The sequence below is a fragment of the Stenotrophomonas sp. WED208 genome (assembly GCF_040984485.1).
GTDB classification, from domain to species: domain Bacteria; phylum Pseudomonadota; class Gammaproteobacteria; order Xanthomonadales; family Xanthomonadaceae; genus Stenotrophomonas; species Stenotrophomonas riyadhensis.
The window spans coordinates 696,693-720,807 of the sequence record NZ_JAZARB010000001.1 but is presented as its reverse complement, the minus strand read 5'-3'; the positions used below and the strand labels follow the sequence as shown (position 1 = coordinate 720,807).

The 24,115-nt window shown below is 66.7% G+C and carries 25 protein-coding genes; 17 read left to right on the top strand and 8 right to left on the bottom strand.

Going from position 1 to position 24,115, the window contains the following annotated elements:
• Positions 1–20: 20 nt before the first annotated feature.
• Positions 21–926, bottom strand: coding sequence for a LysR family transcriptional regulator (locus VPH47_RS03225; RefSeq protein WP_110713642.1), 906 nt, complete (start codon positions 924–926; stop codon positions 21–23).
• A 130-nt stretch (positions 927–1,056) separates the two neighbouring features.
• On the opposite strand from VPH47_RS03225, the gene VPH47_RS03220 reads away from it, so the two are divergent.
• Complete coding sequence (locus VPH47_RS03220; protein WP_110714377.1) at positions 1,057–2,160, top strand: alkene reductase; 1,104 nt, start codon at positions 1,057–1,059, stop codon at positions 2,158–2,160.
• A gap of 46 nt (positions 2,161–2,206) precedes the next feature.
• Here VPH47_RS03220 and VPH47_RS03215 read toward each other — a convergent pair whose 3' ends face one another.
• Together VPH47_RS03215 and VPH47_RS03210 are read right to left on the bottom strand one after the other, a co-directional pair.
• Entirely contained in the window at positions 2,207–2,821 is a 615-nt protein-coding gene (locus tag VPH47_RS03215) for a hypothetical protein (RefSeq protein WP_368850108.1), read from the bottom strand.
• Complete coding sequence (locus VPH47_RS03210) at positions 2,811–3,368, bottom strand: hypothetical protein (protein ID WP_110713645.1); 558 nt, start codon at positions 3,366–3,368, stop codon at positions 2,811–2,813. Before VPH47_RS03210 ends, VPH47_RS03215 begins: the two co-directional genes overlap by 11 nt.
• 113 nt (positions 3,369–3,481) lie before the next feature.
• On the opposite strand from VPH47_RS03210, the gene VPH47_RS03205 reads away from it, so the two are divergent.
• On the top strand, positions 3,482–3,898 hold the full coding sequence (locus VPH47_RS03205; protein ID WP_368850107.1) for a VOC family protein: 417 nt from the start codon (positions 3,482–3,484) through the stop codon (positions 3,896–3,898).
• 12 nt (positions 3,899–3,910) lie between these two features.
• On the opposite strand, the gene VPH47_RS03200 is transcribed toward VPH47_RS03205, so the two are convergent.
• The gene (locus tag VPH47_RS03200) at positions 3,911–4,606 is read right to left on the bottom strand and encodes a hydrolase (protein WP_368850106.1); all 696 of its coding nucleotides are present in this window, start codon (positions 4,604–4,606) and stop codon (positions 3,911–3,913) included.
• A 77-nt stretch (positions 4,607–4,683) separates the two neighbouring features.
• Here VPH47_RS03200 and VPH47_RS03195 point away from each other — a divergent pair, with 77 nt between their 5' ends.
• Both VPH47_RS03195 and VPH47_RS03190 read left to right on the top strand, forming a co-directional pair.
• Positions 4,684–5,346, top strand: a complete 663-nt coding sequence (locus VPH47_RS03195) for a TetR/AcrR family transcriptional regulator (protein WP_197612242.1) — start codon at positions 4,684–4,686, stop codon at positions 5,344–5,346.
• A 132-nt stretch (positions 5,347–5,478) separates the two neighbouring features.
• Positions 5,479–6,513, top strand: coding sequence for a hypothetical protein (locus tag VPH47_RS03190; RefSeq protein ID WP_368850105.1), 1,035 nt, complete (start codon positions 5,479–5,481; stop codon positions 6,511–6,513).
• A 147-nt stretch (positions 6,514–6,660) separates the two neighbouring features.
• Here the strand turns inward: VPH47_RS03190 and VPH47_RS03185 are convergent, their stop codons facing one another.
• Positions 6,661–7,545, bottom strand: coding sequence for a LysR family transcriptional regulator (locus VPH47_RS03185; RefSeq protein ID WP_368850104.1), 885 nt, complete (start codon positions 7,543–7,545; stop codon positions 6,661–6,663).
• Between the two features lie 107 nt (positions 7,546–7,652).
• Between VPH47_RS03185 and VPH47_RS03180 the strand changes: the two genes are divergently transcribed.
• The 3 genes from VPH47_RS03180 (at position 7,653) to VPH47_RS03170 (ending at position 10,688) form a co-directional block, all read left to right on the top strand.
• Positions 7,653–8,711, top strand: coding sequence for an NAD(P)-dependent alcohol dehydrogenase (locus tag VPH47_RS03180; RefSeq protein ID WP_005419275.1), 1,059 nt, complete (start codon positions 7,653–7,655; stop codon positions 8,709–8,711).
• Between the two features lie 140 nt (positions 8,712–8,851).
• Positions 8,852–10,060, top strand: coding sequence for an NnrS family protein (locus VPH47_RS03175; RefSeq protein ID WP_368850103.1), 1,209 nt, complete (start codon positions 8,852–8,854; stop codon positions 10,058–10,060).
• 31 nt (positions 10,061–10,091) lie between these two features.
• Positions 10,092–10,688 (top strand): GrpB family protein, encoded by a 597-nt coding sequence (locus VPH47_RS03170; protein WP_368850102.1) that lies wholly within the window; start codon positions 10,092–10,094, stop codon positions 10,686–10,688.
• A 45-nt stretch (positions 10,689–10,733) separates the two neighbouring features.
• On the opposite strand, the gene VPH47_RS03165 is transcribed toward VPH47_RS03170, so the two are convergent.
• On the bottom strand, positions 10,734–12,098 hold the full coding sequence (locus tag VPH47_RS03165; RefSeq protein WP_032129893.1) for a glutamate--cysteine ligase: 1,365 nt from the start codon (positions 12,096–12,098) through the stop codon (positions 10,734–10,736).
• 151 nt (positions 12,099–12,249) lie between these two features.
• Here VPH47_RS03165 and VPH47_RS03160 point away from each other — a divergent pair, with 151 nt between their 5' ends.
• From VPH47_RS03160 to VPH47_RS03150, 3 genes are all read left to right on the top strand, one after another.
• Entirely contained in the window at positions 12,250–12,954 is a 705-nt protein-coding gene (locus VPH47_RS03160; protein ID WP_368850101.1) for a VIT family protein, read from the top strand.
• Entirely contained in the window at positions 12,951–13,775 is an 825-nt protein-coding gene (locus tag VPH47_RS03155) for a helix-turn-helix transcriptional regulator (protein WP_368850100.1), read from the top strand. The genes VPH47_RS03160 and VPH47_RS03155 overlap by 4 nt, the downstream gene beginning before the upstream one ends.
• 646 nt (positions 13,776–14,421) lie before the next feature.
• Positions 14,422–15,393 carry an MBL fold metallo-hydrolase gene (locus VPH47_RS03150; RefSeq protein WP_368850099.1) on the top strand — a complete coding sequence of 324 codons (972 nt, stop codon included), beginning with the start codon at positions 14,422–14,424 and terminating at the stop codon, positions 15,391–15,393.
• Positions 15,394–15,466: 73 nt separating this feature from the next.
• On the opposite strand, the gene yihA is transcribed toward VPH47_RS03150, so the two are convergent.
• Entirely contained in the window at positions 15,467–16,069 is a 603-nt protein-coding gene (gene yihA / locus VPH47_RS03145) for a ribosome biogenesis GTP-binding protein YihA/YsxC (protein ID WP_368850098.1), read from the bottom strand.
• Between the two features lie 156 nt (positions 16,070–16,225).
• Between yihA and VPH47_RS03140 the strand changes: the two genes are divergently transcribed.
• The 4 genes from VPH47_RS03140 (at position 16,226) to VPH47_RS03125 (ending at position 19,514) form a co-directional block, all read left to right on the top strand.
• Positions 16,226–17,026 (top strand): cytochrome c, encoded by an 801-nt coding sequence (locus VPH47_RS03140; RefSeq protein WP_153854513.1) that lies wholly within the window; start codon positions 16,226–16,228, stop codon positions 17,024–17,026.
• A 106-nt stretch (positions 17,027–17,132) separates the two neighbouring features.
• Positions 17,133–17,783: a thiol:disulfide interchange protein DsbA/DsbL gene (locus tag VPH47_RS03135; protein ID WP_110713671.1), complete on the top strand. Its 651-nt coding sequence runs from the start codon at positions 17,133–17,135 to the stop codon at positions 17,781–17,783.
• A gap of 106 nt (positions 17,784–17,889) precedes the next feature.
• Positions 17,890–18,723: a thiol:disulfide interchange protein DsbA/DsbL gene (locus VPH47_RS03130; protein WP_110713673.1), complete on the top strand. Its 834-nt coding sequence runs from the start codon at positions 17,890–17,892 to the stop codon at positions 18,721–18,723.
• A gap of 53 nt (positions 18,724–18,776) precedes the next feature.
• Positions 18,777–19,514, top strand: a complete 738-nt coding sequence (locus VPH47_RS03125) for an endonuclease/exonuclease/phosphatase family protein (RefSeq protein WP_008267450.1) — start codon at positions 18,777–18,779, stop codon at positions 19,512–19,514.
• Between the two features lie 67 nt (positions 19,515–19,581).
• On the opposite strand, the gene VPH47_RS03120 is transcribed toward VPH47_RS03125, so the two are convergent.
• Positions 19,582–20,451, bottom strand: a complete 870-nt coding sequence (locus VPH47_RS03120) for an EamA family transporter (RefSeq protein WP_164162149.1) — start codon at positions 20,449–20,451, stop codon at positions 19,582–19,584.
• Positions 20,452–20,523: 72 nt separating this feature from the next.
• Between VPH47_RS03120 and VPH47_RS03115 the strand changes: the two genes are divergently transcribed.
• The 3 genes from VPH47_RS03115 (at position 20,524) to fhuE (ending at position 23,967) form a co-directional block, all read left to right on the top strand.
• Positions 20,524–21,006, top strand: a complete 483-nt coding sequence (locus tag VPH47_RS03115; RefSeq protein WP_153854515.1) for an Lrp/AsnC family transcriptional regulator — start codon at positions 20,524–20,526, stop codon at positions 21,004–21,006.
• A 77-nt stretch (positions 21,007–21,083) separates the two neighbouring features.
• Positions 21,084–21,635: a M23 family metallopeptidase gene (locus VPH47_RS03110; RefSeq protein ID WP_368850097.1), complete on the top strand. Its 552-nt coding sequence runs from the start codon at positions 21,084–21,086 to the stop codon at positions 21,633–21,635.
• Between the two features lie 172 nt (positions 21,636–21,807).
• Positions 21,808–23,967 (top strand): ferric-rhodotorulic acid/ferric-coprogen receptor FhuE, encoded by a 2,160-nt coding sequence (fhuE, locus tag VPH47_RS03105; protein ID WP_368850096.1) that lies wholly within the window; start codon positions 21,808–21,810, stop codon positions 23,965–23,967.
• The last annotated feature ends 148 nt before the right edge of the window (positions 23,968–24,115 follow it).

Below are 24,115 nucleotides of genomic sequence, written 5' to 3'. Positions count from 1 at the left end.
GCCCGGTTTCCGGGCCCCGCTCAATCAAACAGACCTTCTTCCGCCAACCGGGTCAGTTCATCCACCACGTAGCGCACCTTCGGCCGCAGGTGACGCGTCGGTGGCCACAGCGCATGGATGTCGATGTGCCGCTGCATGTGTTCGTCCAGCACCGATTGCAGCACGCCGGAATCGAGATGGCGGCGCACCAGTGAAATGGGCATCTGGCAGATGCCGAGGCCGGCGATTGCCGCTTCGATCACCGCATCGCCATCATTGAGTTGATAGGGCGCACTGGGAATGAACGTTCCCTCGTCCTCCTCGCTGCCGATCCGCCACCAGATCGGCTGGCCATGGCGGAAGCCGACGATGCTGCGGTGCTGCGCCAGTTCCTCCACCGTGCGCGGCACGCCATGCGCCCGCAGGTACTCCGGCGATGCGCAGGTGACCAGGCGTTGGCGCCCCAACCGGCGCGCGACCAGGTGCTCGGCCTGGTGCAGCCCACCGAAGCGGATCAGCAGGTCGATGCCCTCTTCGACTGGATCGACGAAGTGATCGGTGAAGGTCATCGTCAACTGCAGGTCCGGATACTGCCGGCACAACCGCAGCAGCACCGGCAGCACCACCAGCCGCCCGAACGAGGACGGCATGTCGATGCGCAGCCGCCCGCTGGGCAGGCCCGCCGAACCCAGACAGGCCTCGGCCGCGGAGATTTCTTCCAGCGCCGCCGCACAGGAGGCGTAGTACGCCTCGCCATCAGTGGTCAGTGCGATGCGCCGCGTAGTGCGATGGAACAGGCGCACACCCAGCCGCGTTTCCAGCCGGGCGATGGCCTTGCCCACCGCCGAGCGCGAGATGCCCAGCGCGTCTGCCGCCTCGGTGAAGCTGCCCGAGCGTGCGGTCGTGACGAACGTCACCAGGCCATTCAAGGATTCCAGCGGCAGCATCGTTCGCACTCCATTGGGGACAAATAGTCCCGCCCCAAGGGAGATCGAAGCGCTTTATGCACCCGCATGTCAACTCCATCCTGTGTGCATCGCGCCGCTGGCGCCTCTCCCCCGCACCGAGATGACCGACATGACCACCGCCCTCTTCCGCCCGTTCGACCTGTCAGGAACCGCCCTGCGCAACCGCATCGCAATGGCGCCGATGACCCGCGCCCGCAATCCCGGCGCGATCGCCAACGCGCTCACCGCGCAGTACTACCGGCAGCGCGCCAGCGCCGGCCTGATCATCAGCGAAGGCACGCCGGTCTCGCCGCAGGGCCAAGGCTACATCGATGTGCCGGGCATCTGGTCGGCCGAGCAGGTGGCCGGCTGGAAGCTGGTCACCGAGGCCGTACATGCCGAGCAGGGCAGGATCTTCGCCCAGCTCTGGCATGTGGGCCGCATGTCGCATGCCTCGCTGCAGCCCGGGGGCGGTCAACCGGTCAGCGCGGGTACGCGCCCGGTGGCCAGCGCACCGAAGAACACCTCGTTCGTGTACCTGGACGATGGTAGTCGTGGCCACGCCGATCCCACTCCGGCACGTGCGCTGCAGACCGCGGAGATGCCCGGCATCATCGACGACTTCATACGCGGGGCGGACAACGCCATTGCGGCCGGCTTCGACGGTATCGAGCTGCATGCCGCCAACGGTTACCTGTTCGAGCAGTTCCTCAACCCGCTCATCAACCAGCGCGAGGACCGCTACGGCGGCTCATTGCCGAACCGTGCGCGGTTGATCCTGGAGACGGTCGATGCGATGGCCGAGCGCATCGGCGCGCATCGCATCGGCGTGCGCCTGGCACCGAACAACCTCACCTTCGACATGCCGTTCTACCCCGACAACGAAGCCACCTATCTGTACCTGGCCGAGGAGCTGGGCAAGCGCGGGCTGGCCTATGTGCATCTCAACGACAACCTGCAGGCGGGGCAGTCGGTGCTGGGCGAGGCCTTCCTGCGGCAGTTCAAGCAGGCCTACGGTGGCACCGTGATCCTGGCCGGTGGCATGACCCGCGAGCGTGCCCTGCAGCTGGTCGAGGCCGGAACCATCGACCTGGCCGCATTCGGCCAGCCGTTCATCGCCAACCCAGATCTGGTCGAGCGTCTGCAGCACGACGTCGCGCTGGCCACGCCCGACCGCAACACCTATTACGGTGGTGGCGAAGCAGGCTACCTCGACTACCCGCGCGCGCCGTAGAGCCACGCGATGCGTGGATGCGACGCGCCACTCGCCACAGGACACATCACGGCGCCTTCTCCACCTTGGTCGAGTCCGAATCAAAGGTCAGCACACGGGTGCTGATTTCGCCCTTGGCCGAATCCTTGCGACTCAGCTCAAGCCGCCCCTGGTTGCCCTGCGCCACCAGGCTGGCGGCAAAGCTGCCCTCATTGGACAGTGCCGTGATCACGGCGGAGCCATCGGCCGCGACCCTCATGCCCGCCCGATCGCGAACCTTGTAACCCACGCCAACCGGTGCATCCAACGCCATCACCGCGCTGCCGTTGGCCATGGTGCCGATGCCACCGCGCTCATCGCCCTTCGCATCGTAGATGGTCATGCCCGTTGCGCGTGAGTTGCGGGCAATGTCACTGGCATCCTCGGCAATCTGCACGCGCGTGCGCCCTTCACTGTCGAGCACGGTCAGCTTGTAGGTACGGATCTCCGGCACCACGCCGGCATCAGGTGTGGCCACGCTGGTTCCGATCAGGGCCAACGATGCGCCCAGCGCGAACATCGAGGCAGCCAGCAGATTCCTGCGGCGCAGCCCGTGCTCCAGGCGTTCCAAGCGTAGGGCTATATCCTGCTCATGCATGTTGTGCTCCCTGGTTGAGCCTGTTGTTGTTCCGTCACCTGCCATCAGCCTCCACGTGGACCACGCGGGTGGATGCTCCGCCTTCGGCGGAATCCACGCGGCTCAGCTCCAGCTGTCCTTCCGCCCCCTGCGCGACCAGCCTGGCGGCAAAGCCCCCGGCGTTGGACAGGACTCCGATGAGCGCCGAGCCGTCCGCGCCCACTTTCATTCCGGCCCGATCTGACACGCGATAGCCAACGCCACGCGGGGCATCCAGGGCAACCGTGGCGCTGCCATCGTCGGCGGTGACCATGCCGCCGCGTTCCTGTTCATTGCCATCGAAGATAATCAACCCCGCCACCCGCGCATTGCGCTTGATATGCAGGTCCGGCGCGTCCTCGCCGATCTCCACCCGCTTGCGCCCTTCCTGATCAAGCACAATCAGGCGCTGGGTGCGGATCTCCGGAACAATGCCGGCCTCCGGCCTGGCAAAACCGCGACCGGCCAGCACGATCGACATCATCAGCACGGGCGCTGCCACCAGCAGCCAGCGCCATCGGGCTGCCCGTTGCTCCAGCGTGCGTAGTCGCGCTTCCACTTCCAGATCCCGCATGGAATCCTCCCTGGCAACGAGGCCACCAGTCGCAACGACCGGGCACTCCGATCCTGAACTACAGTGCGATCCTAGACCGCCCATCCGTGCCCAACAACATGACGAAAGTCCCCATGAACTCCGTCACCACGTCGTTCATCGTCAACCTCGACGTGCCCGATCTTGCTGTCGCTGAAACCTTCTACACCGAAGCCTTCGGCCTGCGCATCGGCCGCCGTCTCGGGCCGGAGGCCGTGGAACTGCTCGGCGGGCCAACACCGTTGTACCTGCTGCAGAACGAAGCTGGCAGCGTCGCTACTGAAGACGGCGACGTGCGCGACTACGAGCGCCATTGGACGCCGCTGCACCTGGACTGGGTGGTGGATGACATCGAAGCTGCAGTGGTACGTGCGGTTGCGGCCGGGGCGACACTTGAGCAGTCCGTGCGCGAGCGTCGCTGGGGGCGCATCGCCGTGCTGGCCGATCCATTCGGCCATGGCTTCTGTCTGATCCAGTTCAGTGGCGAAGGCTACGACGTGCTGGTCGAATGACCGGCGCATCGTTCACCACGGCAACGGCACCGCTTCGCCGTTGGCACGCTCGCCGTAGTACAGCGACGGCAGCAGGCGCGAGAGGAAACTGAACTCCGTATAGCAGTGCTTGAGCAGGCCCAGGCCGACAGCATCGCCGGCATCGCGCTGCGGATCGGCGCTGTCCAGGCCGAGTACGAAGCGGCTGCGCAGCACGCAGCCAAACGGCGTATCGCGCGCCACGTGCAGCATCTGCCCGTCGCAGGGATCACCGTTTGCATCCAGGCGTACGTGGTCGCCGAAGCCGATGCGCGCGGCGATCACCGCCGATACACCACCTGCATCCTGTGCCGCCTGAAGCCGCTCAGGCACCAGCAGCGTGCGCGGGTCATGGAACTTCAGGCGCGCCGCCACCGGCGGAATGTCAGCCAGCGATTCCACGGCATGGATGCTGGCACCGTGGTAACTGCGTCCACGCTGCCAGGCCGCGTCCCAGCCGCGATGCTCGACATGGTCGACCGGATGCCACCAGCGGATGTGCTGGGTGGTCTCGAAGAAGGTGAACCACCAGTCCAGCATGCGGCCCTTGCAGCCATGCAGATCGGTACGCACCGCCACCAGCAGGGTGCCGTCTTCGCGGCGCTGGATGCCGGTTTCCAGATGCATCGGTGCCGGGTCCAGCAGATCGTGGTGGTTCAGCCAGGCGCGAGCGTTCACAGCGGTTTCCATCGGGGGTCTCCTGCGGGGTTGGGAGGCCCGACAATAAAGAAACGCAATTCGTTTCGCAATTATCTGAATGCGGTAAGATGGGCGTAATGAACAGCACCACCCTGCCCGAGCCCACAACGCCGACCCGCCGCCGCGGCCGCCCCGCGCGACCGGAAACCGAAGTCCGCCACGCGGTGCTGCAGGCCACCCTGGAACTGCTGCTGGCACAGGGTTACGAGGCCACCACCATCGAAGCGGTGGCGGCGCACGCTGGGGTGGCGAAGAAAACCGTGTACCGCCACGCCAGCAACCGCGAGGAACTGGTCGGGTTGGCAGTGCGCGAGTGGACCGACGGCTTCGCGCCGCAGTTGCAGCGCGATGCGCGCAACGCCGACGAGGTGCTGCCGTTGCTGCAGGACATCCTGCAGGCGGTCTGCGCGCAGGCACTGTCGGCGCAGGCGGTGCAGGTGTTCCGGCTGCTGGCCACCGACTTTCCTGGCAAGGACGCGCTGCTGCACGCCTACCTGGACAACGGCATCGAACGCGGCCGTGCGCTGCTGGCCGACTGGCTGGCGCGTCAGCAGCAGCGCGGGCTGCTGCGCGAGGGAGATGCCGCGTGCATGGCGCGGCTGATCCTGGCGATGGCCGTGGCCGAGCCGCTGCGCGAACGCGTGATCGGTGTGGTGGCCGAGGATGCGCCGGTAGAGGTGCATCTGCGTGAGTGCATGGCGTTGTTGGGGCCGGTGTTGCAGGCGCCGTAGTCAACCAGTAAGGCGCAGCTGTGTGCCACGCACTCAGGCGAAGCTACCTCGCAGGGCTCTTTGCAACTTCTTGTATGGCCTACTGGAAAGACTGCAGGGACTATTCGTGGTCGATCTCTTCGGCGCGGTCACATGCGATATCTCTTTTCCGAACTCTGCAATCTCCTGGGGCAACGAATCGATAGCGATCCGGTCCTTTCCATTGCCGAACGCATCGGAGCGAAGGCACCGAAGCCGACTTCCTTCGCGTACTCCAACTCTGTTGGCGGAATGTCTCACCGCCCCACGGGCCTGGAAATCAGCTGGAATCACGAGGTTCTCGCACCCGAATACTATCCACCCCGGAAATCGGGCCGCCACTTCGTCTGCTGGGTAGATTCAGTCTGGTTTGATCCGGCAACAGTAGACAACCTGCCTTTGCAGTTGTCTCCGAGCTCCCTCGCTGAGGATTTGGTTGAGGCTGCTCCTCAGCTCATTGTCGAGGATATGCCCAAGAGAACGGCCGCGATGCTCACAACTCGTCCAGACTGCGTGCTTGCCCTCCCCAGCACGCCTCGGCGCTGGCAGATCAAACTTGCACAGATGCACCGCTACTCCTTGCCAAGCTACGCTGCGGCTGGAAATGATCGTCCAGGGCAGAATGCCAATTCAGACAGGTGGGAATATTGGGATCAGGCTACCGCCTTCTTTCTCTACTGGTGCATTCTCAGAGGCTTCGCAAGCGAACGACATACCTGTGATCACGGCGCAGAAATCCAGAATCTACATCAGCAGCGCATGTCCGTGATGGACTACATCCGTGCGAACTGTATTGAAGGCGAGCTGTGGAGCTGGGATATCCGCGAGCCCGTGCGCCATTTTACCTACATCTACTTTCATGCTCTCTGCAATCGCAACTCAGCACATCCTGGAATTGGAAGACCGGACAGGTGCCATCCCAACGACGATCTGAGCGCGGTGGTGAACCACCTGTCGAAGTACGGGGTACCAAACGTAGATGACGAATGGCGGCTGTTCCGCCATTTCTCAACGATGCTGGACGCACGCTGGAAGGACTATCTTCTAACAGGACTTCAGACAGAAGTAAGCCGCCGCCAGACCGTCCAGCTCACGGCAATGTATCGGAAGATGGTGGACAACCTCTCCGCGGCCTCTGAACTGTCGTAGAAGTCCGAGTATTTATCGGTCCCCACGTATTGCGCGGAGATTCCTGGAGAGGCATCCACGCATGGCGTGGATCTACTGGTCTGGTCCTGGTGGACGCCATCCCGGTAGGTGCCGACCGTTGGTCGGCACCACATCATCCATCGCAACTCACTCGCGCAGCATATCCACGAACGCACGCAGTGCGGCAGGCATCTGCCGCTGCTTCGGGTAGTACAGCGCGAAACCGGCGAACGGTTCGCTCCAGTCTTCCAGCACCGCCACCATCTGCCCCGAGTCGATGTACGGCCGCGCGGTGTCTTCCAGCACATAGGCCAGGCCGATGCCATCGAGCACCGCACTGACCACGGTGCCCTGCTCGCCCAGCGTCAGTCGCCCCGGCACATCAATCTCCAACGCCCGTCCCTCGCGTTCGAATTGCCACTTGTACAGATGGCCACTGGCGAAGCGGAAGCGGATGCATTCGTGCGCGGCCAGGTCGCGCGGGTGCTGCGGCGCCGGGTGCCGGCGCAGGTAGTCCGGCGAGCCGACGATCAGCCCGCGCAGCGGTGGCCCCATCGGCACCGCCACCATGTCCTCCGGCACGAACTCATGCAGGCGCACGCCGGCGTCGTAGCCCTCGGCGACGATGTCGACCAGGCCATCGTTCTCGGTCAGTTCCACCCGGATGTCCGGATGCGCGTGCAGGAAACGCGCCAGCCGCGGCCGCAACTGGGTCGGCACCGCCGCGCGGGTGGCGTTGATGCGCAGCAGGCCGGCCGGGGCGGCCCGGAACTGGTTCATCTCTTCCAGCGCGTCATGCACCTGCCCCAGTGCCGGTTGCAGGCGCTCGAGCAGGCGCTGCCCGGCCTCGGTCAGGGCCACGCTGCGGGTGGTGCGATGGAACAGGCCCACGCCCAAGCGTTCTTCCAGCGCGCGGATCGCATAGCTCACCGCCGAGGTCGACAGCGCCAGCTCGGCGCCGGCGCGGCGGAAGCTGCGGTGGCGCGCGACCGCCGCGAACGCGGCCAGGTGGGAGAGGTTGTCAGTGGCCATGATTGTGCAGTTCCACTTGATGAATCATGCCGATATCCGCGCTTCTTGCAGCTGTGTACGGGGCGTATTGTAAAACGCCTTTCGACAAACCCTGCCAAGGATTCCCCATGTCCCTCGCCCGTGGTTACGCCGCCCATTCACATACCGACCCGCTGATCCCGTACGAGTTCGAACGCCGCGCGGTCGGCCCGGACGATGTGCGCATCGAGATCCTTTACAGCGGCATCTGCCACTCCGACCTGCACCAGGCCCGCGACGACTGGGGTGGCTCGATCTACCCGATGGTGCCGGGCCACGAGATCATCGGCCGCGTCACCGAGGTCGGCAGCAACGTCACCCGCTTCAAGGTCGGCGACCACGCCGGCGTGGGCTGCATGGTCGACTCGTGCCGCCACTGCGACGCCTGCGAGCACGACCTGGAGCAGTACTGCGCCGAAGGCGCGACCTGGACCTACAACGGCCGTGAACGCGAAAGCGGTGCGCCGACCTACGGCGGCTATTCCGACCACGTGGTGGTCGAGCAGCGCTTCGTGGTGAAGGTATCCGACACCCTCGACCTGAAGGCGGCCGCGCCGCTGCTGTGCGCCGGCATCACCACCTGGTCGCCGCTGCGCCACTGGAAGGTCGGCCCGGGCCAGAAGGTCGGCGTGATCGGCCTCGGTGGCCTCGGCCACATGGGCGTGAAGTTCGCCAAGGCACTCGGCGCGCATGTGGTGATGATCACCACCACGCCGGAAAAGGGCGCCGACGCCAAGCGCCTGGGCGCCGACGAAGTGCTGGTCTCGCGCGACGCCGCGCAGATGAAGGCGCACGCCGGCAGCTTCGACTTCCTGCTCAACACCATCCCGGTCGGCCATGACACCAACCCGTACATGGGCCTGCTCAAGCGCGAGGCCACCATGTGCCTGGTCGGTGTGCTGACCGAGCTGGATCCGCCGCTGACCGGCGGCAGCGTGATCTTCGGCCGCAAGCACCTGACCGGCTCGGCGATCGGCGGCATGGCCGAAACCCAGGAAATGATGGACTTCTGTGCCGAGCACGGCATCGTCAGTGACGTCGAGATGATCGACATCAAGAACGTCAACGAAGCCTGGGAACGCATGGCGAAGAACGATGTGCGCTACCGCTTCGTGATCGACATGGCGACGATGAAGAACGCCGCCTGATCGATCGGCGACTGTGAACGAAGAACCCCGGCACTGCCGGGGTTTCTTTCTGGTCGTGCCGGCCGCTGGCTGGCACCATCCATACGTTGGCATGACGAAGGTCAAGGCAGCGGCCGCCCCCTCCGGCGCAGACTCGCTGCATGGCCCGCCTGCCCTCCCCTGCGATGCTGATGCGCGCGCCGCACCGGCTGCTGTTCTTCATCGGCGCCAGCAACCTGCTGCTGGCAATGCTGTGGTGGGCGTTGTGGCTGGGCGCTCTGCGCGGACTGTGGACGCCGCAGCCATCGCCGCTGCCTCCGGCCTGGCTGCACGCGCTGCTGATGCAGTACCTGGTGCTGCCCAGTTTCATCTTCGGCTTCCTGCTCACCGTGTTCCCGCGCTGGATGGCACAGCCGGAGCTGCCACGCAGCCGTTACGCGCCGGTCGGCATCGGCCTGTTTGGTGGGCAGGCGCTGCTGATTGCCGCCGCCTGCGGCTGGACACCCGGGCTGTGGCCCGGCCTGCTGCTGGCACTGGCCGGCTGGAGCGCCGGACTGATCGTGCTGGGACGCGTGCTCAAGGCCGCCGGTCCCAACCGCAACTGGCATGCGCGCGCCTGCTATGCCGCACTGCTGCTGGGCTGCCTGGGGCTGCTGCTGTTCATGGCAGTGGTGCGCGGCCACGCCACCCTGATGCCGGTCACGGTGGCACTCGGCACCTTCGGCCTGCTGCTGCCGGTCTACCTCACCGTCGCGCACCGGATGATCCCGTTCTTCGCCAACAACGTGGTGAACGGCTACGTGCCGTGGCGACCGCTGCGCTGGTTGGCCGCGATGTGGGCGCTGCTGATGCTGCGCCTGCTGTTGAGCGCGTTGCAGATCGACCACCTGCTGTGGCTGGCCGATGCGCCGCTGCTGATGTTGTCGCTGCAGGCGCTATGGCACTGGTGGCCACGCGGGCCGATGCCGGGCCTGCTCGCGGCCCTGTTCCTGGCGCTGACGTGGCTGCCGATCAGCTTCGCGTTGTATCTGCTGCAGGACATCGGCCAGATGCTGGGCCATCTGCAACTGCTCGGCCGCGCGCCGCTGCATGCCCTCGCCGTGGGCCTGTTCGGCAGCCTGCTGGTGGCGATGGTGACCCGGGTCACCCAGGGGCATTCCGGGCGACCGCTGGTGATGCCGGCAGTGGCCTGGTTTGCGTTCGTCGCGCTGCAGGCGGTGGCGATCATGCGCATCGTCGCCGAACTGATGCCCGACGCCTATGCGTGGCATTTCGCCGCAGCCATCGGCTGGTTGCTGGCGCTTGCACCATGGGTGGCGCGTCTGGGCTGGATCTACCTGAGCCCACGTCGCGACGGCAAGCCGGGCTGACATCACCGCCGGGCATGGCACCATGGTGGGCATGTCCGATATCCCGTTCGATCCCACCGCAATCACTACCTTCGCCGATGGCGACCCTGACGAGAATCCCTGGGTTCTCGGCGCGCCGCAGCCGGAAGCGCTGCAGGTGGTGCCCTGGTCCACGCTGTGGGCCGACCAGTTCGAGCAGCAGCGCACGCAGCTGCAGGCGGCACTCGGCAACAACGCGCTGGGCATTGAGCACGTCGGCTCCACCGCGGTGCCGGGCCTGCCCGCCAAACCGGTACTGGACATCGACCTGCTGGTTGCCGATCCCGCCGACGAAGCGGCCTGGCTGCCACCGCTGCAGGCACTGGGCTACGTGCTTACCATCCGCGAACCCTCGTGGTACCAGCACCGCATGCTGCGGCTGGACGTGCCGCGCGTGAACCTGCACGTGTTCGCACCTGGTTGCGCCGAGCACCTCCGCCACTGCTTGTTCCGCGATTGGCTGCGCAGCCATGAAGACGAGCGCAGGCGCTATGCACAGGCCAAGCAGGCAGCACTGCAGGGCAATGCCAACGTGCAGGCCTACAACCGCAGCAAGCAGGATGTGGTTCGCGGCATCTACGCGCGCCTGTTCGCAGCGCGCGGCTGGTGACGCAACGGCAGGTGCCGGCCCCGGCTGGCACCTGCCGGAACAGTGTCAGTACGCGAACTCGCGGAACACCGGATCGACGTCGCCGTGCCAGCGGCCATGGAACAGCGCCAGCTTGCGTTCGGCCGGGGTCAGGCCGGACTCGACGATCTCCTGCAGCACGTCCAGGAACTTGCTCTCGTCCTGGCCGTCGGCATTGCGCGCCGCGCGGCGCTTGAGGCCTTCGACGGAAATCTTCACCGCTTCACGGGCCAGGTCGCGCACGCTGCCAGTGCGGAAGGGCAGGTTCATCGCATGCTTCGGCACGCCGTCGCGCAGTGCATGGCGCTCGGCCAGGGTGAAATCACGCACCAGGTCCCAGGCCGCATCCAGTGCGGTGTCGTCGTACAACAGGCCCACCCAGAATGCCGGCAGCGCACACAGGCGGCTCCACGGGCCACCGTCGGCACCGCGCATTTCCAGATACTTCTTCAGGCGCACTTCCGGGAACGCGGTGGTCATGTGGTCCGACCAGTCGCGCAGCGTCGGCAGCGCGCCCGGCAGCACCGGCAGCTTGGCCTGCATGAAATCGCGGAAGCTCTGCCCGCTGGCGTCGTGGTAGATGCCATCGCGGTAGGAGAAATACATCGGCACGTCGAGCAGGTAATCGACATAGCGCTCGTAACCGAAGCCATCCTCGAACACGAAGTCGAGCATGCCGGTGCGGTCGGCGTCGGTGTCGGTCCAGATGTGCGAGCGGTAGCTCAGGTAGCCGTTCGGCTTGCCTTCGGTGAACGGCGAATCGGCAAACAGCGCGGTGGCGATCGGCTGCAGCGCCAGCGACACGCGGAACTTCTTCACCATGTCCGCTTCGGTGGCGTAGTCCAGGTTCACCTGCACCGTGCAGGTGCGGGTCATCATGTCCAGGCCCAGTGAGCCGACCTTGGGCATGTACGCGCGCATGATCTTGTAGCGGCCCTTCGGCATCCACGGCATCTCATCGCGCTTCCACTTCGGCTGGAAGCCCATACCGAGGAAGCCCAGCTGCAGCTCACCGGCCACCTGTGCCACCTCGTTGAGGTGGGTGCCGGTCTCCACGCAGGTCTGGTGGATGGTCTCCAGCGCCGCGCCGGACAGTTCCAACTGGCCCGCCGGTTCCAGCGTGACCGAGGCGCCATCGCGCAGCAGGGCGATGGTGTTGCCGTTCTCCTGCACCGGCTCCCAGCCGAAGCGGACCAGGCCGTTGAGCAGTGCCTCAATGCCACGCTCGCCCTCGAAGGTCGGCGGTCGCAGGTCATCCAGGCGGAATCCAAACTTCTCGTGCTCGGTACCGATGCGCCACTGCGCGCGGGGCTTCTCGCCGGAGGCGATCACCTCCACCAGCTGCGAGCGGTCGGTAATGGGGGTATCGGCGACGTGGCTGGGGCTCGACAAGGGGAAGGCTCGCTGGACAGTGGCAGGGGATGTGGGGCCCGGGGCCTTCCATCGCAAGGGCGCACTATAGCGTGGCACCCCGTTGCGTCATGCGACGGTGACGGGTTTCAGCATCCTACCGACGCCCTCTTGACCCTCGTACACTCAAGCCATGAGCCGCCATTCACGACACCCCGAACTGCACCGCTCCGAGCGCGTCGGCTGGCTGCGTGCCGCCGTGCTGGGGGCCAACGATGGCATCGTCTCGGTGGCCGGCCTGGTGGTCGGCGTGGCCGCCAGCGGCGCCTCCGCGGCGACCATCCTGGCCACCGGCGTGGCTGGCACCGTGGCCGGCGCGATGTCGATGGCTGCTGGAGAGTATGTCTCCGTGCAGACCCAGGCCGACACCGAAGACGCCGACCTGGCGATGGAAAAACGCGAACTGCACGAAGACCCGCACAGCGAGCTGGAAGAGCTGGCTGCGATCTACCGCCACCGCGGACTGGACCCGGCGCTGGCACGGCAGGTGGCCGAGCAGCTCACCGCGCACGATGCCTTGGGTGCCCATGCACGCGACGAGCTGGGCATCACCGATACCCTGCGCGCGCGCCCGCTGCAGGCGGCGCTGGCCTCGGCCGGGGCGTTCACCTGCGGCGCCGCATTGCCGGTGCTGACATCGCTGCTCACCCCGGTGGACCAGGTTGCAGTGATCACCACCGGCAGCACCCTGCTGGGCCTGTGCCTGACCGGCGCGATGGCGGCCCGGGCCGGCGGCGCACCGCCGGTGCGTGGCGCGATCCGGGTGATGTTCTGGGGCGCGCTGGCAATGGCCGCCGCTGCAGGCGTCGGACGTCTGTTCGGCGCCCACGTGGCATGACCACCATGCTGCCCCCGGCCACCGTACTACTGGCCGAGATGGCCAGCCTGGCCGGCTGCGCGCGCGCCGAAGGCTATGCATGCATCACCGCTCGCCAAGAGCATGGCGCCAGCTCGGTGGAGATTCCGCAACCACAGTTCGCGATCCTGCTGGAAGGCCGCAAGCAGGTGCGTACCGCGCACCAGTCGCTGGAATTCATCCCTGGCGACATCCTGCTGCTGACCCAGCGCTGCCGTATCGACGTGGTCAACAGCCCCGATCCGCGCAGTGGCCGCTACCTCAGCGCCATCGTGCCGCTGTGTACCGAAGTGCTGGCGGCCGCACGCACGCTGTGGAGCGAGGACCTTCCCGCCCCGGGCCAGGCGATGACGCGACTGTCGTTGATCGACCATGGCACGGTGCTGCGCCAGTGGCGGCAATCGCTGCAGGACGGCCGTTACAGCGAGGCACGATTGGCCCTGGCCTCGCTGGTGCTGACCCTGTGCCGGCAGGGCCACGGCAACCTGCTGCTGCCGCAGGCACCGAGCCTGGGCGAACAGATCCGCGACCGCATCGCCGCCGAACCGGCTCGCGACTGGCAATCGCGTGATGTGGAAGAACAGTTCGCGCTGAGCGGTGCGACCCTGCGCCGTCGCCTTGCAGCCGAGGACACCAGCCTGCGCCAGCTGCTCACCGAGGCACGGCTGGCGCATGGCATGCAGCTGCTCTACACCACCGACCTGCCATTGAAGACCGTCGCCGCACGCGCGGGCTACCGGTCTGCGGCGAGTTTCAGCAAGCGCTTCGCCGAGCAGTACGGACTGGCTCCTACAGACATTTGAGGGGGGTTCGGCAGGGCTGCGCCCTGCACCTGCCGAGGCGACAGCAAGAGCCGAAGCAACAGCAACAGCAACAGCGGGCTATCCGTGGGATGGCGGGGCGGTGTCGGAGTGCGGGGACGCTGCAAGTACGTCCCTGTAAGCTTGGCAGCCGCATCCATGCGGCTGACACCCCGCACTCCGACACCGCCCCACCTTCGACGGGTTCACTCGGCTGTTGGTAGGTGTCGACCTTGGTCGACACGATTTTTCTGTCAGATATCGAAATCGATCTGGGGTCAGATCCGTTTTCCTACGGAAAACGGATCTGACCCCAAGAGCATTTCCAACAGATCGCGGAAAACTGTCGAAGGCGGGGTGGGTCCGGTTGCGGGGGCGTGAGCGCCATGGATGGCGCGACCGAGCCTACAAGGACGTATTTACGGCGTCCCCCGCAACCGGACCCACCCCGCCATCCCACGGATAGCCGCTGTTGCTTCGGCCGTTGCTGTTGCTTCGGCTGTTGCTCTGGCTCGTAGCGGGTGCAGGGCGCAGCCCTGCAGACACCCCCCCTCCCTGAGCATTCCGCGTAGTGGTTTGAGCGCCCTGCACACGCCGGCCACGGCACGCTGGGCGCAACGGAACCGCCCGTCATCCACCGAGAACCGCCATGCCCCTGCGTCCCTCGCCGCTACGCGGCGCCCTGCTGCTGGCCCTGTCGTCCCTGCCACTGGCCGCGCTGGCCGAAGCCACTTCGCCCGCCCCCACCCAGCAGGTCCCCGGCGTCTACCACCAGCGCATCGGTGCACTGCAGGTCACCGCCCTGTTCGACGGCGTGGTCGCACTGGGCCGGCAGGAAGTGGTCGACGTGCCGCCAACGCTGGTCAGCCGCCTGCTGGAGGGCCGCTACGTGCCTGAAGACAAGAAGGGCCTGCAGACCGCGATCAACGCCTTCCTGGTGCGCCAGGGCAACCACCTGACCCTGGTCGATACCGGCACTGCGCAGTGCTTCGGCCCCGGCCTGGGCCAAGTGCTGGGCAACCTGCGCGCCTCCGGCGTGGACCCGGCCGAGGTGGACGAGGTGCTGCTGACTCACGCCCATCCGGACCATCTGTGCGGCGTGCTCGACGCGCAGGGCAAGCCGGCCTACCCGAATGCCACGGTGTGGCTGTCCAATGCCGATGCCGATTACTGGCTCAATCCGGCCAGCGAGGCCACCGCGCCGAAGGGGGTGCGCTTCGCCTTCCCGCTGGCGCGCAACGCGGTGGCGCCTTACCAGGCCAGCGGCCACCTGCGCACGTTCAGCCCCGGCGATGCCCTGCCCGGTGGCGCGGTGGCGATGGATACCCATGGCCACACGCCCGGCCATGTCTCCTACCGGTTCGACAGCCAGGGCCAGTCGCTGCTGGTGTGGGGCGATGTGCTGCACTTCCATGCGGTGCAGTTCGCCCACCCGGAAGCCGCGTTCGAGGCCGATTCGGACCGCAAGGCGGCCACCGCCAGCCGTCGCAGCCTGCTGCAGCAGGCCACCGCCCACGGTTGGTGGGTGGCCGGTGCACACCTGCCGTTCCCCGGCCTGGGCCATGTGCGCAGCGAAGGCAAGGCCTATGCGTGGGTGCCGGCGGAGTATTCGCCGTTGTGAGGGTGTGCCGACCAAGGTCGGCACCCACCCGATCCGGTAGCGCCCGGCTGCCAGCCGGGCGACGGGGGAGCGCTTACTCCAACCCCAGCCAGCCGCCGATCACGCCGCGGGCTTCGTCCACGCCGGTGCGGTCTTCGCCGGAGAACACCTGCACGCTGACGCTGTCGCCGTAGGCCGAGTGCAGTTCCTTGCGCACTTTCTGCAGGGTCTGCATCTGCTGGCTGCGGCTGAGCTTGTCGGCCTTGGTCAGCAACGCATGCGCCGGCAGGCCACGCTGCACGGCATAGGCCAGCATCTGCCGGTCGTAGTCCTTCAGCGGGTGGCGGATGTCCATCACCACCACCAGCCCCTTCAGGGCCTCGCGGGTGCGGAAATACTTGTCGATGAAGGCCTGCCAGTGCGCCTGCAGGTCCAGCGGCACCTTGGCGTAGCCGTAACCGGGCAGATCGACCAGATGGGCTTCCGGGGTGATCTGGAAGAACACCAGCTGCTGGGTGCGGCCGGGGGTCTTGGAGACACGGGCCAGCGCGTTCTGGCGGGTCAGCGCGTTGAGCGCACTGGACTTGCCGGCGTTGGAGCGGCCGGCGAAGGCCACTTCGGCCCCTTCGTCGGGCGGCAGCTGCCGCACGTTGTGGGCCGAAAGGTGGTAACGGGCGCGTTCGATGAGCAATGACATGCGCCTAGGATCGCATGTTGCGGCGCCGCGCGCCCGTGCCGGCGGCCTTTGCGGGCATTTTGCTGCACTGCTGCGTTGACCGTGCGCGGAAACGGCGTTGATAATCCGGGCGATGCCGGCGGCCGCCGCCCGGCCCGGTCCATACGGAGCTTTAGCATGCGCCACGCTCGCGTTCTTGCCGTATCCGCCCTTGCCACTGCTGTAGTCGTTGCCGCTGCTGCGTTCGCGCAGACCACGTTGACCCCGCTGCCCGACAACGGGCCGATCAACACCGCCTCGCTGGAGGTGGATTTCAGCAAGACCCACTGGGGCGATGCCAAGGCCGGCCAGACCAAGGCCTCGGCCTGCGCGGCCTGCCATGGCGCCGACGGCAATTCCACGGTGGAGATGTACCCGTCCATCGCCGGCCAGAGCGAACGTTACGTGGCCCAGCAGATGGCCCTGATCGCCAATGGCCAGCGCAGCTCCGGTGCGGCGGTGGCGATGGTGCCGTTCGTGCAGAACCTCACCCCGCAGGACATGCGCGACATCGGCGCGTTCTTCGCCACGCAGAAGGCCACCGCCGGCATCGCCGACGACACCCTGGTTGCCGACGGCCCCTACAAGGGCATGAAGTTCTACGAGATCGGCCAGCAGCTGTACCGCGGTGGCGACGCCAAGCGCGGCCTGCCGGCCTGCATGGCCTGCCACGGCCCCAGTGGCGCCGGCAATCCGGGCCCGGCCTATCCGCACATCGGTGGCCAGCACGCCAGCTATGTCGCGCGGCGCCTGCAGGAATACCAGGCCGGGCAGACCCACGAGACCGACAAGGCGCACTTCCAGATCATGGCCACGGTCGCGCAGAAGCTCAGCGAGCAGGAGGTGCAGGCGCTGTCGAGCTACCTGCAGGGCCTGCACAACAAGGCCGACGACGTTGCCGTGACGACCACGCCGGCACAACCGGCTGCCGCGCCCTGACCACCGCTGGTCGGCCCGGGCCGCCACTGCGGCCCTCGCCTGCGGTATGTTTCCTTCACGCCGGCGACCGCGCCGGCGTTGCTTTTTTCAACGGAGATGCGTGTCGATGAGGTTGATTTCCCGCCTGCTGTTGTCCGTGCTGGTGCTGCTGCCGCTGGTAGCCTGCGCCGCCACTCCCGCCAATGCCCCGCTGGTCGAAGGCAAAGACTACGAGCGCATCGCCCAGCCGGGTCCGTTCCAGCCGCTGGCCGGCAAGATCGAGGTGGTCGAAGTCTTCGGTTACACCTGCCCGCACTGCGCCCACTTCGAACCGCAGCTGGAAGCCTGGGCGGCCAAGCTGCCGGCCGACGTGCGCTTCACCCCGGTCCCGGCCGCCTTCGGTGGTGCCTGGGATGCCTGGGCGCTGGCCTATTACGCCGCTGACGAAGTCGGCGTGGCCAAGCGCAGCCACGCCGCCGTGTTCAAGGCCCTGCACGAACAGGGTTCGCTGCCGATGCAGAACGTCTCGGCCGATGAGCTCGCCACCTTCTACAAGGCCTATGGCGTCACTCCGGACCGCTACATCCAGGCCCTGCGCGGCGAGGCCGTGCAGAAGAAGGTCGATGCCGCCCGCGCGTTCGCCCAGCGCACCAAGGTGCCGGGCACCCCGGCCATCATCATCAATGGCCAGTACCTGGTGCGCGGCAACAGCTTCGACGACCAGCTGCGCATCGCCTCGGCCTTGATCGCCCAGGCCCGCGCCGCCCGCGGCCGCTGAACCAACGCCCACCACCGACACGGCGCTGTCGCCGCCGCATGTCATCATTTCCCTCTGGCCGGCGCCTGACGCCGGCCCCACCTTTCCAGATGCTGGAGACGTTTCCATGAAGATCCGTTACGCCCTCGCACTCGCAGCGCTGCTGCCGATCCTGGCGGCCTGCAAGGCCGACGACGGCAGCACCAACACCACCGCGGCCCCGGCCGAACCGGCGACCGCTCCGGCCACCACCGAGCCCGCCGCTGCACCGGCCGCGGGCAGCGAAGGCACCGCTCCGGCTGCCGCCGAAGGCGAGAAGGCCCCAGCCGAAGCCGCACCGGCTGCCGCACCGGCTCCGAGCACCGCCGCGCTGACCGGCCCGGCTCCGGTGGAAGGCGCCGATTACCAGGTCATCCCGAACGGCCAGCCGTTCCAGCCGGCCGCCGGCAAGATCGAAGTGACCGAGATCTTCGGCTATGTCTGCCCGGCCTGCGCCGCATTCCAGCCGCTGGTCGGCCCGTGGAAGGCCGGCCTGCCGAGCGACGTGAACTTCGTCTACGTGCCGGCCATGTTCGGCGGCACCTGGGATGACTACGCCCGTGCCTTCTACGCCGCGCAGACCCTGGGCGTGCAGGAGAAGACCCACGAAGCGCTGTACGCCGCCATCCACTCGCAGAAGACCCTGAAGGGCGAGCGTGGCCGTGATTCGGTGGACGACATTGCCAAGTTCTACGGTGCCTACGGCGTGGATCCGAAGCAGTTCGCCGCCACCATGGGCAGCTTCGCGGTGAACGCCAAGACCAACTCGGCCAAGCAGTTCGCCCAGCGCAGCCAGATCAGCGGCACCCCGTCGATCATCGTCAACGGCAAGTACCTGGTGAAGGGCAAGAGCTTCCCGGACATGCTGCGCATTGCCGACCACCTGATCGCCCGCGAACGCGGTGCGGCCCAGGCTCACTGAGCCAAGAGAAGCGTTTCCCGGCCGTGAATTCCCCCCGTACACGGACCCTGCGCTTGCTGACGGCCAACATCCAGGCCGGCTCAAGTACCCGCCGCTACAGCGACTATGTGACCCGCAGCTGGTCACATGCGCTGCCGGCGGGCCGCAAGCGCAGCAGCCTGGACGCGATCGCCACCCTGGCGCGCGAACATGACATCGTCGGCCTGCAGGAGGCCGACCCGGGCAGCCTGCGCTCGGGCTTCACCAACCAGACCCACTACCTGGCCCAGCGTGCCGGCTTCAACTACTGGAGCCACCAGCCGAACCGGCGCATGGGCGGGGTCGCCTCCAGCGCCAACGGCCTGCTGAGCAAGCTGGAACCGGTGGAAGTACAGGACCACGCCCTGCCCGGCCGCATCGGCGGGCGCGGTGTGCTGCTGGCCAAGTTCGGCGACGGTGCCGATGGCCTGGCGGTGGCGGTGGCCCATCTGTCGCTGGGCGCGGGCTCGCGGATGTCGCAGCTGGGTTTCATCGCCGAGCTGCTGTCCGACCATCCCAACGCCGTGTTGATGGGCGACTTCAACTGCCTGGCCGAACGCCCGGAAATGCAGGTGCTGTACCAGAAGACCCGGCTGCAGCCTCCCGGCTGCATCGTGCCGACCTTCCCCAGCTGGCGCCCCGACCGCGCCATTGACCATATCCTGGTCAGCAGTGGCCTGCAGACCCGCACCGTGGAAGCCGTACCGGCCGCATTCTCCGATCACCTCGCCCTGGCGATGGCGATCGACGTCCCGGCCGACGCCCTGCGCTGAAAAAAGGGGACGGAGGGGATTAAGTCGTTTGTGCCACAAACGACTTAATCCCCTCCGTCCCCTTTTTTCATGCGGTGACCGGCACCTTCAGCCGCCGCGCGGTCATCGTGCTGCCCACCGAGGCCAGCACCGTGCAGCCGATCGCCAGCCACTGCAGCCCGTGCAGGTGCTCGTGCAGCAGCAGCATCGCCCACAGCGCAGCCACCGCCGGCTCCATGCTGATCAGGATGCCGAAGGTCTCCTTGGGCAGGCGCTTGAGCGCCATCATCTCCAGCGACATCGGAATCGCGCTGGAGACCAGCGCTACCAGCAGGCCGGCCGCCAGGATCTTCGGATCGAGCAGTGCGGCGCCGGCATGCATCACGCCCACCGGTACCACCACCAGCGACGCCGCCAGCAGCCCCAGCGACACCGAATGCCCGGCGTGCAGGTGGCCGGCACGCTTGCCGAACACGATGTACAGGCCCCAGCACGCCGCCGCACCCATGGCATACAGCACGCCGGCCGGATCCAGCGCCGGGCCGCCACCGATCGGCAACAGCAACAGCAGCCCCACCGCCGCGCAGCCCACCCACAGGAAGTCGATCGGTCGTCGTGATGACAGCATCGCTACCGTCAGTGGCCCGGTGAACTCGATGGCCACCGCGATGCCGAAGGGAATCGTGCGCAGGGCCATGTAGAACAGCAGGTTCATCAGACCCAGGGTGAGCCCGTAGCGCAGGATGGTGATCGCATCCACGCGGCTGGTCTTCCAGCGCCATGGCCGCCAGAACAGCAGCAGCAACAGCGCCGAGAAGCCCACGCGCAACGCGCTGGTGCCCTGCGCGCCGATCAGTGGGAACAGGTGTTTTGCGTAGGAGGTGCCGATGGCCAGCGAGGTGACCGAGCCGAGCACCGCCAGCGCCGGCAACATCGGCGCGAGTCGTGAGGTCTGCATGCGCAAAGTCTATTGCGCCGGCGCCGAGCACTTGGCTCAATTGACAGCCCGTTCGTGCAATTTCTGCTCGCCATGGCCACCGCCCCCGTGCTCGACAGCTTCGACCGCGCCATCCTCGACCTGCTGCAGCGGGACAACACCCTGCCGCAGCGCGAAATCGCCGAGGCCGTGCACCTGTCCACTCCGGCCGTGCAGCGCCGCATCAAGCGCCTGCAGGACAGCGGCGTGATCGCGGCCAATGTGGCTGTGGTCGCCGCCGCCAAGGTCGGGCGGCCGCTGACCATCATCGTCGAGGTGCGCGTGGTCAGCGAGCAGCGCGAACGCGTGGCGCCGTTCAAGCGCCGCGTACAGGACGACCCGGCCGTGCAGCAGTGCTACTCGATCACCGGCGATGGCGATTTCCTGCTGCTGCTTTCGGCCGCGTCGATGGAAGAATACGAGACGATCACCGAGCGCTTGTTCGGTGGCGACGACAATATCGAGCGCTTCCGGACGTCGGTCGCGCTGGGTACGTTGAAGCGGAGTTTCGAGGTCCCGCTGGCACCGGTTCTGTAGCGTCGAGCCAGGCTCGACTGCCTTTTGACCGCAAAGCAGCAGCCGTCGAGCATGGCTCGACGCTACAGTCGGAGACCATGAGCACATCGCCCTTCCCCGCCCGTCGCCTGCGCCGCTGGCTGCTGCGCGGCGTGTGGCTGGCCATTGCCCTCGTTGCCGCGATGGCGCTGTGGAACAGCCCGTGGGCGGCCACGCCGAGGATGCTGTGGGCACTCTCGCGGATGCCTCCGGCCACCGGACTTCCGGTGCCGGTGGAGGGTGTGCGCCCCCGCCAGATCGCCGATACCTTCGGTGCGCCGCGTGGCCGTGACCGTTCCCACGCCGGCATCGACATCTTCGCCAAGCGCGGTACGCCGGTGCGCAGTGCCACTGCCGGCGTCATCGCGGATGTCAGCGACCGCGGCCTCGGTGGCCGCCAGGTCTGGGTGATCGGGCCCGGACGCGAACGCTACTACTACGCGCATCTGGAAGGTTGGGCCGAGGGCCTGGCGCGCGGCCAGGTGGTACGGGCCGGTGACCTGCTCGGCCACGTGGGCGACAGCGGCAATGCCAAGGGCACGCCGCCGCATCTGCACTGGGGCATCTACGGCACGAACGGCCCTCGCGACCCGTTGCCGCTGCTGCGCTGAACGCCATGGCGCACCCGCGGACCGATCTGTTCATGATTTGTAAATAGGAATAGTTCGTATTACCATTTCTTTCGTTTCCGGTGGTGCCAGGACGGCCTGCCCGCCCTTCCCCTACCCGTAGCGCCTCGCCTCCTGGATGCCGGCCGAACGCGCGTGCTCGTCCAGGACCCCCATGACCCGTCCCGCCTTCCGTACCCTGCAGCCGCAGCGGCTGTCCGTTGCCGTGCTTGCTGTTCTCTGTGCCGTGGCCCCGGCCGCCTTCGCCGACACTGCCGCCGACCCGACCACGCTGGACAAGGTGGTGGTCAAGGGCGAGCGCGCCGAAGGCTATTCGGTGCGCCGCACCTCGGCCGGTACCCGCTTCGACCTGGCGCCGCGCGAGATCCCACAGTCGGTCAGCATCATCAGCCACCAGCGCATCGAAGATCAGAAGCTGGACGACATCATCGACGTGCTGGCCAACACCACCGGCGTGACCAGCACCCAGTCCGACAGCGAGCGCACCGAGTTCTACGCGCGTGGCTTCTACATCGATGCCTACCAGTTCGATGGGCTGCCGACGCAGATGGTGCAGAACTGGAGTTACGGTGATTCCGGCCTCGACCTTGCGCTGTACGACCGCGTGGAAGTGGTGCGCGGCGCCACCGGCCTGCTCAGCGGTGCCGGCAACCCGTCGGCGTCGGTGAACCTGGTGCGCAAGCATGCCGACAGCGCTGAGCTGACCGGCAGCGTGTCGGTGAACGTGGGCAGCTGGGGCCGCACCCGCACCACCGTGGACGTGGGCACCGCGCTGAACGCCAGTGGCACGGTGCGCGGCCGTGTGATCGGCAGTTACCTGGACACCGATGGCCAGATGGACCGCTACAACCAGCGCAAGACGCTGGGCTACGCGGTCATCGATGCCGACCTGACCCCGGACACCCAGCTGAGCGTGGGCTACGACTACCAACAGAAGCGCGCCAATGGCGCCACCTGGGGCGGCTTCCCGATGCTGTACTCGGACGGCAGCCGTACGCGGTATGACGAGTCCTTCAATGCCAGCCCGAACTGGACCTACTGGGACACCACCAGCAAGCGTGCCTTCGCCACGCTGCAGCATGCCTTCAGCAACGGCTGGAAGTTCAAGATCGGCGCCACCCACGACGAGTCCAAGGCCGACGACAAGCTGTTCTATCCGGCCTACAACAACTGGGTCACCGGGGCCTCCAACTTCAACAAGACCACCGGTGCTGGCATCTCGCCGTCGGCCGGCTTCTACAACACCGAGCGCAAGGTCAACGCCGTCGATGGCTACGTGGATGGTCCGTTCCGCCTGTTCGGCCGCGAACACCAGTTCATGGCCGGCCTGAGCTACAACAAGCGTGAGTACGCCAACTACGGCGACTACCAGGTGGGCGGCGCCAACCTGCCGTGGGATCCGTTTGCCAGCTACTTCAACTGGACCGGCAACATCAGCCAGCCCAACTGGAACCCGCTGGCGCTGGCCAGCCGCGGCACCATCACCCAGAAGGCCGGCTACCTCGCCACCCGCCTGTCGCTGGCCGACCCGCTGAAGCTGATCCTCGGTGCGCGCTACACCGACTGGAAGAGCGAAGGCGAGAACGATGACCGCGAACACAAGGTGACCACGCCCTACGCCGGCCTGGTGTACGACATCAACGACACCTGGTCCGCCTACACCAGCTATACCGAAATCTTCCAGCCGCAGACCGCGCGCGACCGCAACGATCGCTACCTCGATCCGGTGGATGGCAAGAGCTACGAAGTGGGCGTCAAGGCCGCCTGGTTCGACAATCGCCTGAATGCCTCGCTGGCGGTCTTCCGCATCGAGCAGGACAACGTCGCCCAGGCCACCAATGAACCGATCATCGGCCGGCCAGGTGAACTCGCTTCGATTGCCGCGCGTGGCACCGTCAGCCGCGGCTTCGAGTTCGAAGTGAACGGCGAGCTGGCACCGGGCTGGAATGCCACCTTCGGCGCATCGCGCTACGTGGCCAAGGACATCAATGGCGCCGACATCAACACCAACCTGCCGCAGACCGCACTGAAGCTGTTCACCAGCTACACCCCGCAGTCGCTGCAGGAGCTGACCGTCGGCGGCGGCGCCAACTGGCAGAACCGCATCTACTACACGGTGCCGGCCTATGGCCGCATCGAGCAGAGCGGCTATGCGCTGGTCAGCGCCTTCGTGCGCTATCGCATCTCGCCGGAGTTCAGCGTGCAGGCCAACCTCAACAACCTGCTGGACAAGACGTATCTCTCGCAGATCAATGGTTACGGCGCGTTCGGTGATGGCCGCAATGGCTCGCTGACGTTCACCTGGGCGTTCTGAGCTTAGAGACAAGAAGAAGTTGGGGGCTCTTTTGGGAGCCCCCACTTGAACCGTAGCCCAAGCCCAAATCTGCCTGGCAGCAGAATTGATGTTCCGGGGCTAACACCTATTGACAGGATCGTCAAGATAGCGTAGAGTGGAAGACCTT

Excerpts from the sequence above, each read along its gene's own strand:
- VPH47_RS03180 (WP_005419275.1), top strand. The coding sequence starts at position 7,653 with ATGTCCCTCGCCCGTGGTTACGCCGCCCATTCACATACCGACCCGCTG.
- VPH47_RS03160 (WP_368850101.1), top strand. The coding sequence starts at position 12,250 with ATGAGCCGCCATTCACGACACCCCGAACTGCACCGCTCCGAGCGCGTC.
- VPH47_RS03135 (WP_110713671.1), top strand. The coding sequence starts at position 17,133 with ATGAGGTTGATTTCCCGCCTGCTGTTGTCCGTGCTGGTGCTGCTGCCG.
- VPH47_RS03225 (WP_110713642.1), bottom strand. The coding sequence starts at position 926 with ATGCTGCCGCTGGAATCCTTGAATGGCCTGGTGACGTTCGTCACGACC.
- VPH47_RS03220 (WP_110714377.1), top strand. The coding sequence starts at position 1,057 with ATGACCACCGCCCTCTTCCGCCCGTTCGACCTGTCAGGAACCGCCCTG.
- VPH47_RS03205 (WP_368850107.1), top strand. The coding sequence starts at position 3,482 with ATGAACTCCGTCACCACGTCGTTCATCGTCAACCTCGACGTGCCCGAT.
- VPH47_RS03140 (WP_153854513.1), top strand. The coding sequence starts at position 16,226 with ATGCGCCACGCTCGCGTTCTTGCCGTATCCGCCCTTGCCACTGCTGTA.
- VPH47_RS03110 (WP_368850097.1), top strand. The coding sequence starts at position 21,084 with ATGAGCACATCGCCCTTCCCCGCCCGTCGCCTGCGCCGCTGGCTGCTG.
- VPH47_RS03130 (WP_110713673.1), top strand. The coding sequence starts at position 17,890 with ATGAAGATCCGTTACGCCCTCGCACTCGCAGCGCTGCTGCCGATCCTG.
- VPH47_RS03190 (WP_368850105.1), top strand. The coding sequence starts at position 5,479 with ATGCGATATCTCTTTTCCGAACTCTGCAATCTCCTGGGGCAACGAATC.
- fhuE (WP_368850096.1), top strand. The coding sequence starts at position 21,808 with ATGACCCGTCCCGCCTTCCGTACCCTGCAGCCGCAGCGGCTGTCCGTT.
- VPH47_RS03120 (WP_164162149.1), bottom strand. The coding sequence starts at position 20,451 with ATGCAGACCTCACGACTCGCGCCGATGTTGCCGGCGCTGGCGGTGCTC.
- VPH47_RS03185 (WP_368850104.1), bottom strand. The coding sequence starts at position 7,545 with ATGGCCACTGACAACCTCTCCCACCTGGCCGCGTTCGCGGCGGTCGCG.
- VPH47_RS03170 (WP_368850102.1), top strand. The coding sequence starts at position 10,092 with ATGTCCGATATCCCGTTCGATCCCACCGCAATCACTACCTTCGCCGAT.
- VPH47_RS03200 (WP_368850106.1), bottom strand. The coding sequence starts at position 4,606 with ATGGAAACCGCTGTGAACGCTCGCGCCTGGCTGAACCACCACGATCTG.
- VPH47_RS03215 (WP_368850108.1), bottom strand. The coding sequence starts at position 2,821 with ATGGCAGGTGACGGAACAACAACAGGCTCAACCAGGGAGCACAACATG.
- VPH47_RS03155 (WP_368850100.1), top strand. The coding sequence starts at position 12,951 with ATGACCACCATGCTGCCCCCGGCCACCGTACTACTGGCCGAGATGGCC.
- yihA (WP_368850098.1), bottom strand. The coding sequence starts at position 16,069 with ATGTCATTGCTCATCGAACGCGCCCGTTACCACCTTTCGGCCCACAAC.
- VPH47_RS03115 (WP_153854515.1), top strand. The coding sequence starts at position 20,524 with ATGGCCACCGCCCCCGTGCTCGACAGCTTCGACCGCGCCATCCTCGAC.
- VPH47_RS03175 (WP_368850103.1), top strand. The coding sequence starts at position 8,852 with ATGGCCCGCCTGCCCTCCCCTGCGATGCTGATGCGCGCGCCGCACCGG.
- VPH47_RS03210 (WP_110713645.1), bottom strand. The coding sequence starts at position 3,368 with ATGCGGGATCTGGAAGTGGAAGCGCGACTACGCACGCTGGAGCAACGG.
- VPH47_RS03150 (WP_368850099.1), top strand. The coding sequence starts at position 14,422 with ATGCCCCTGCGTCCCTCGCCGCTACGCGGCGCCCTGCTGCTGGCCCTG.
- VPH47_RS03195 (WP_197612242.1), top strand. The coding sequence starts at position 4,684 with ATGGGCGTAATGAACAGCACCACCCTGCCCGAGCCCACAACGCCGACC.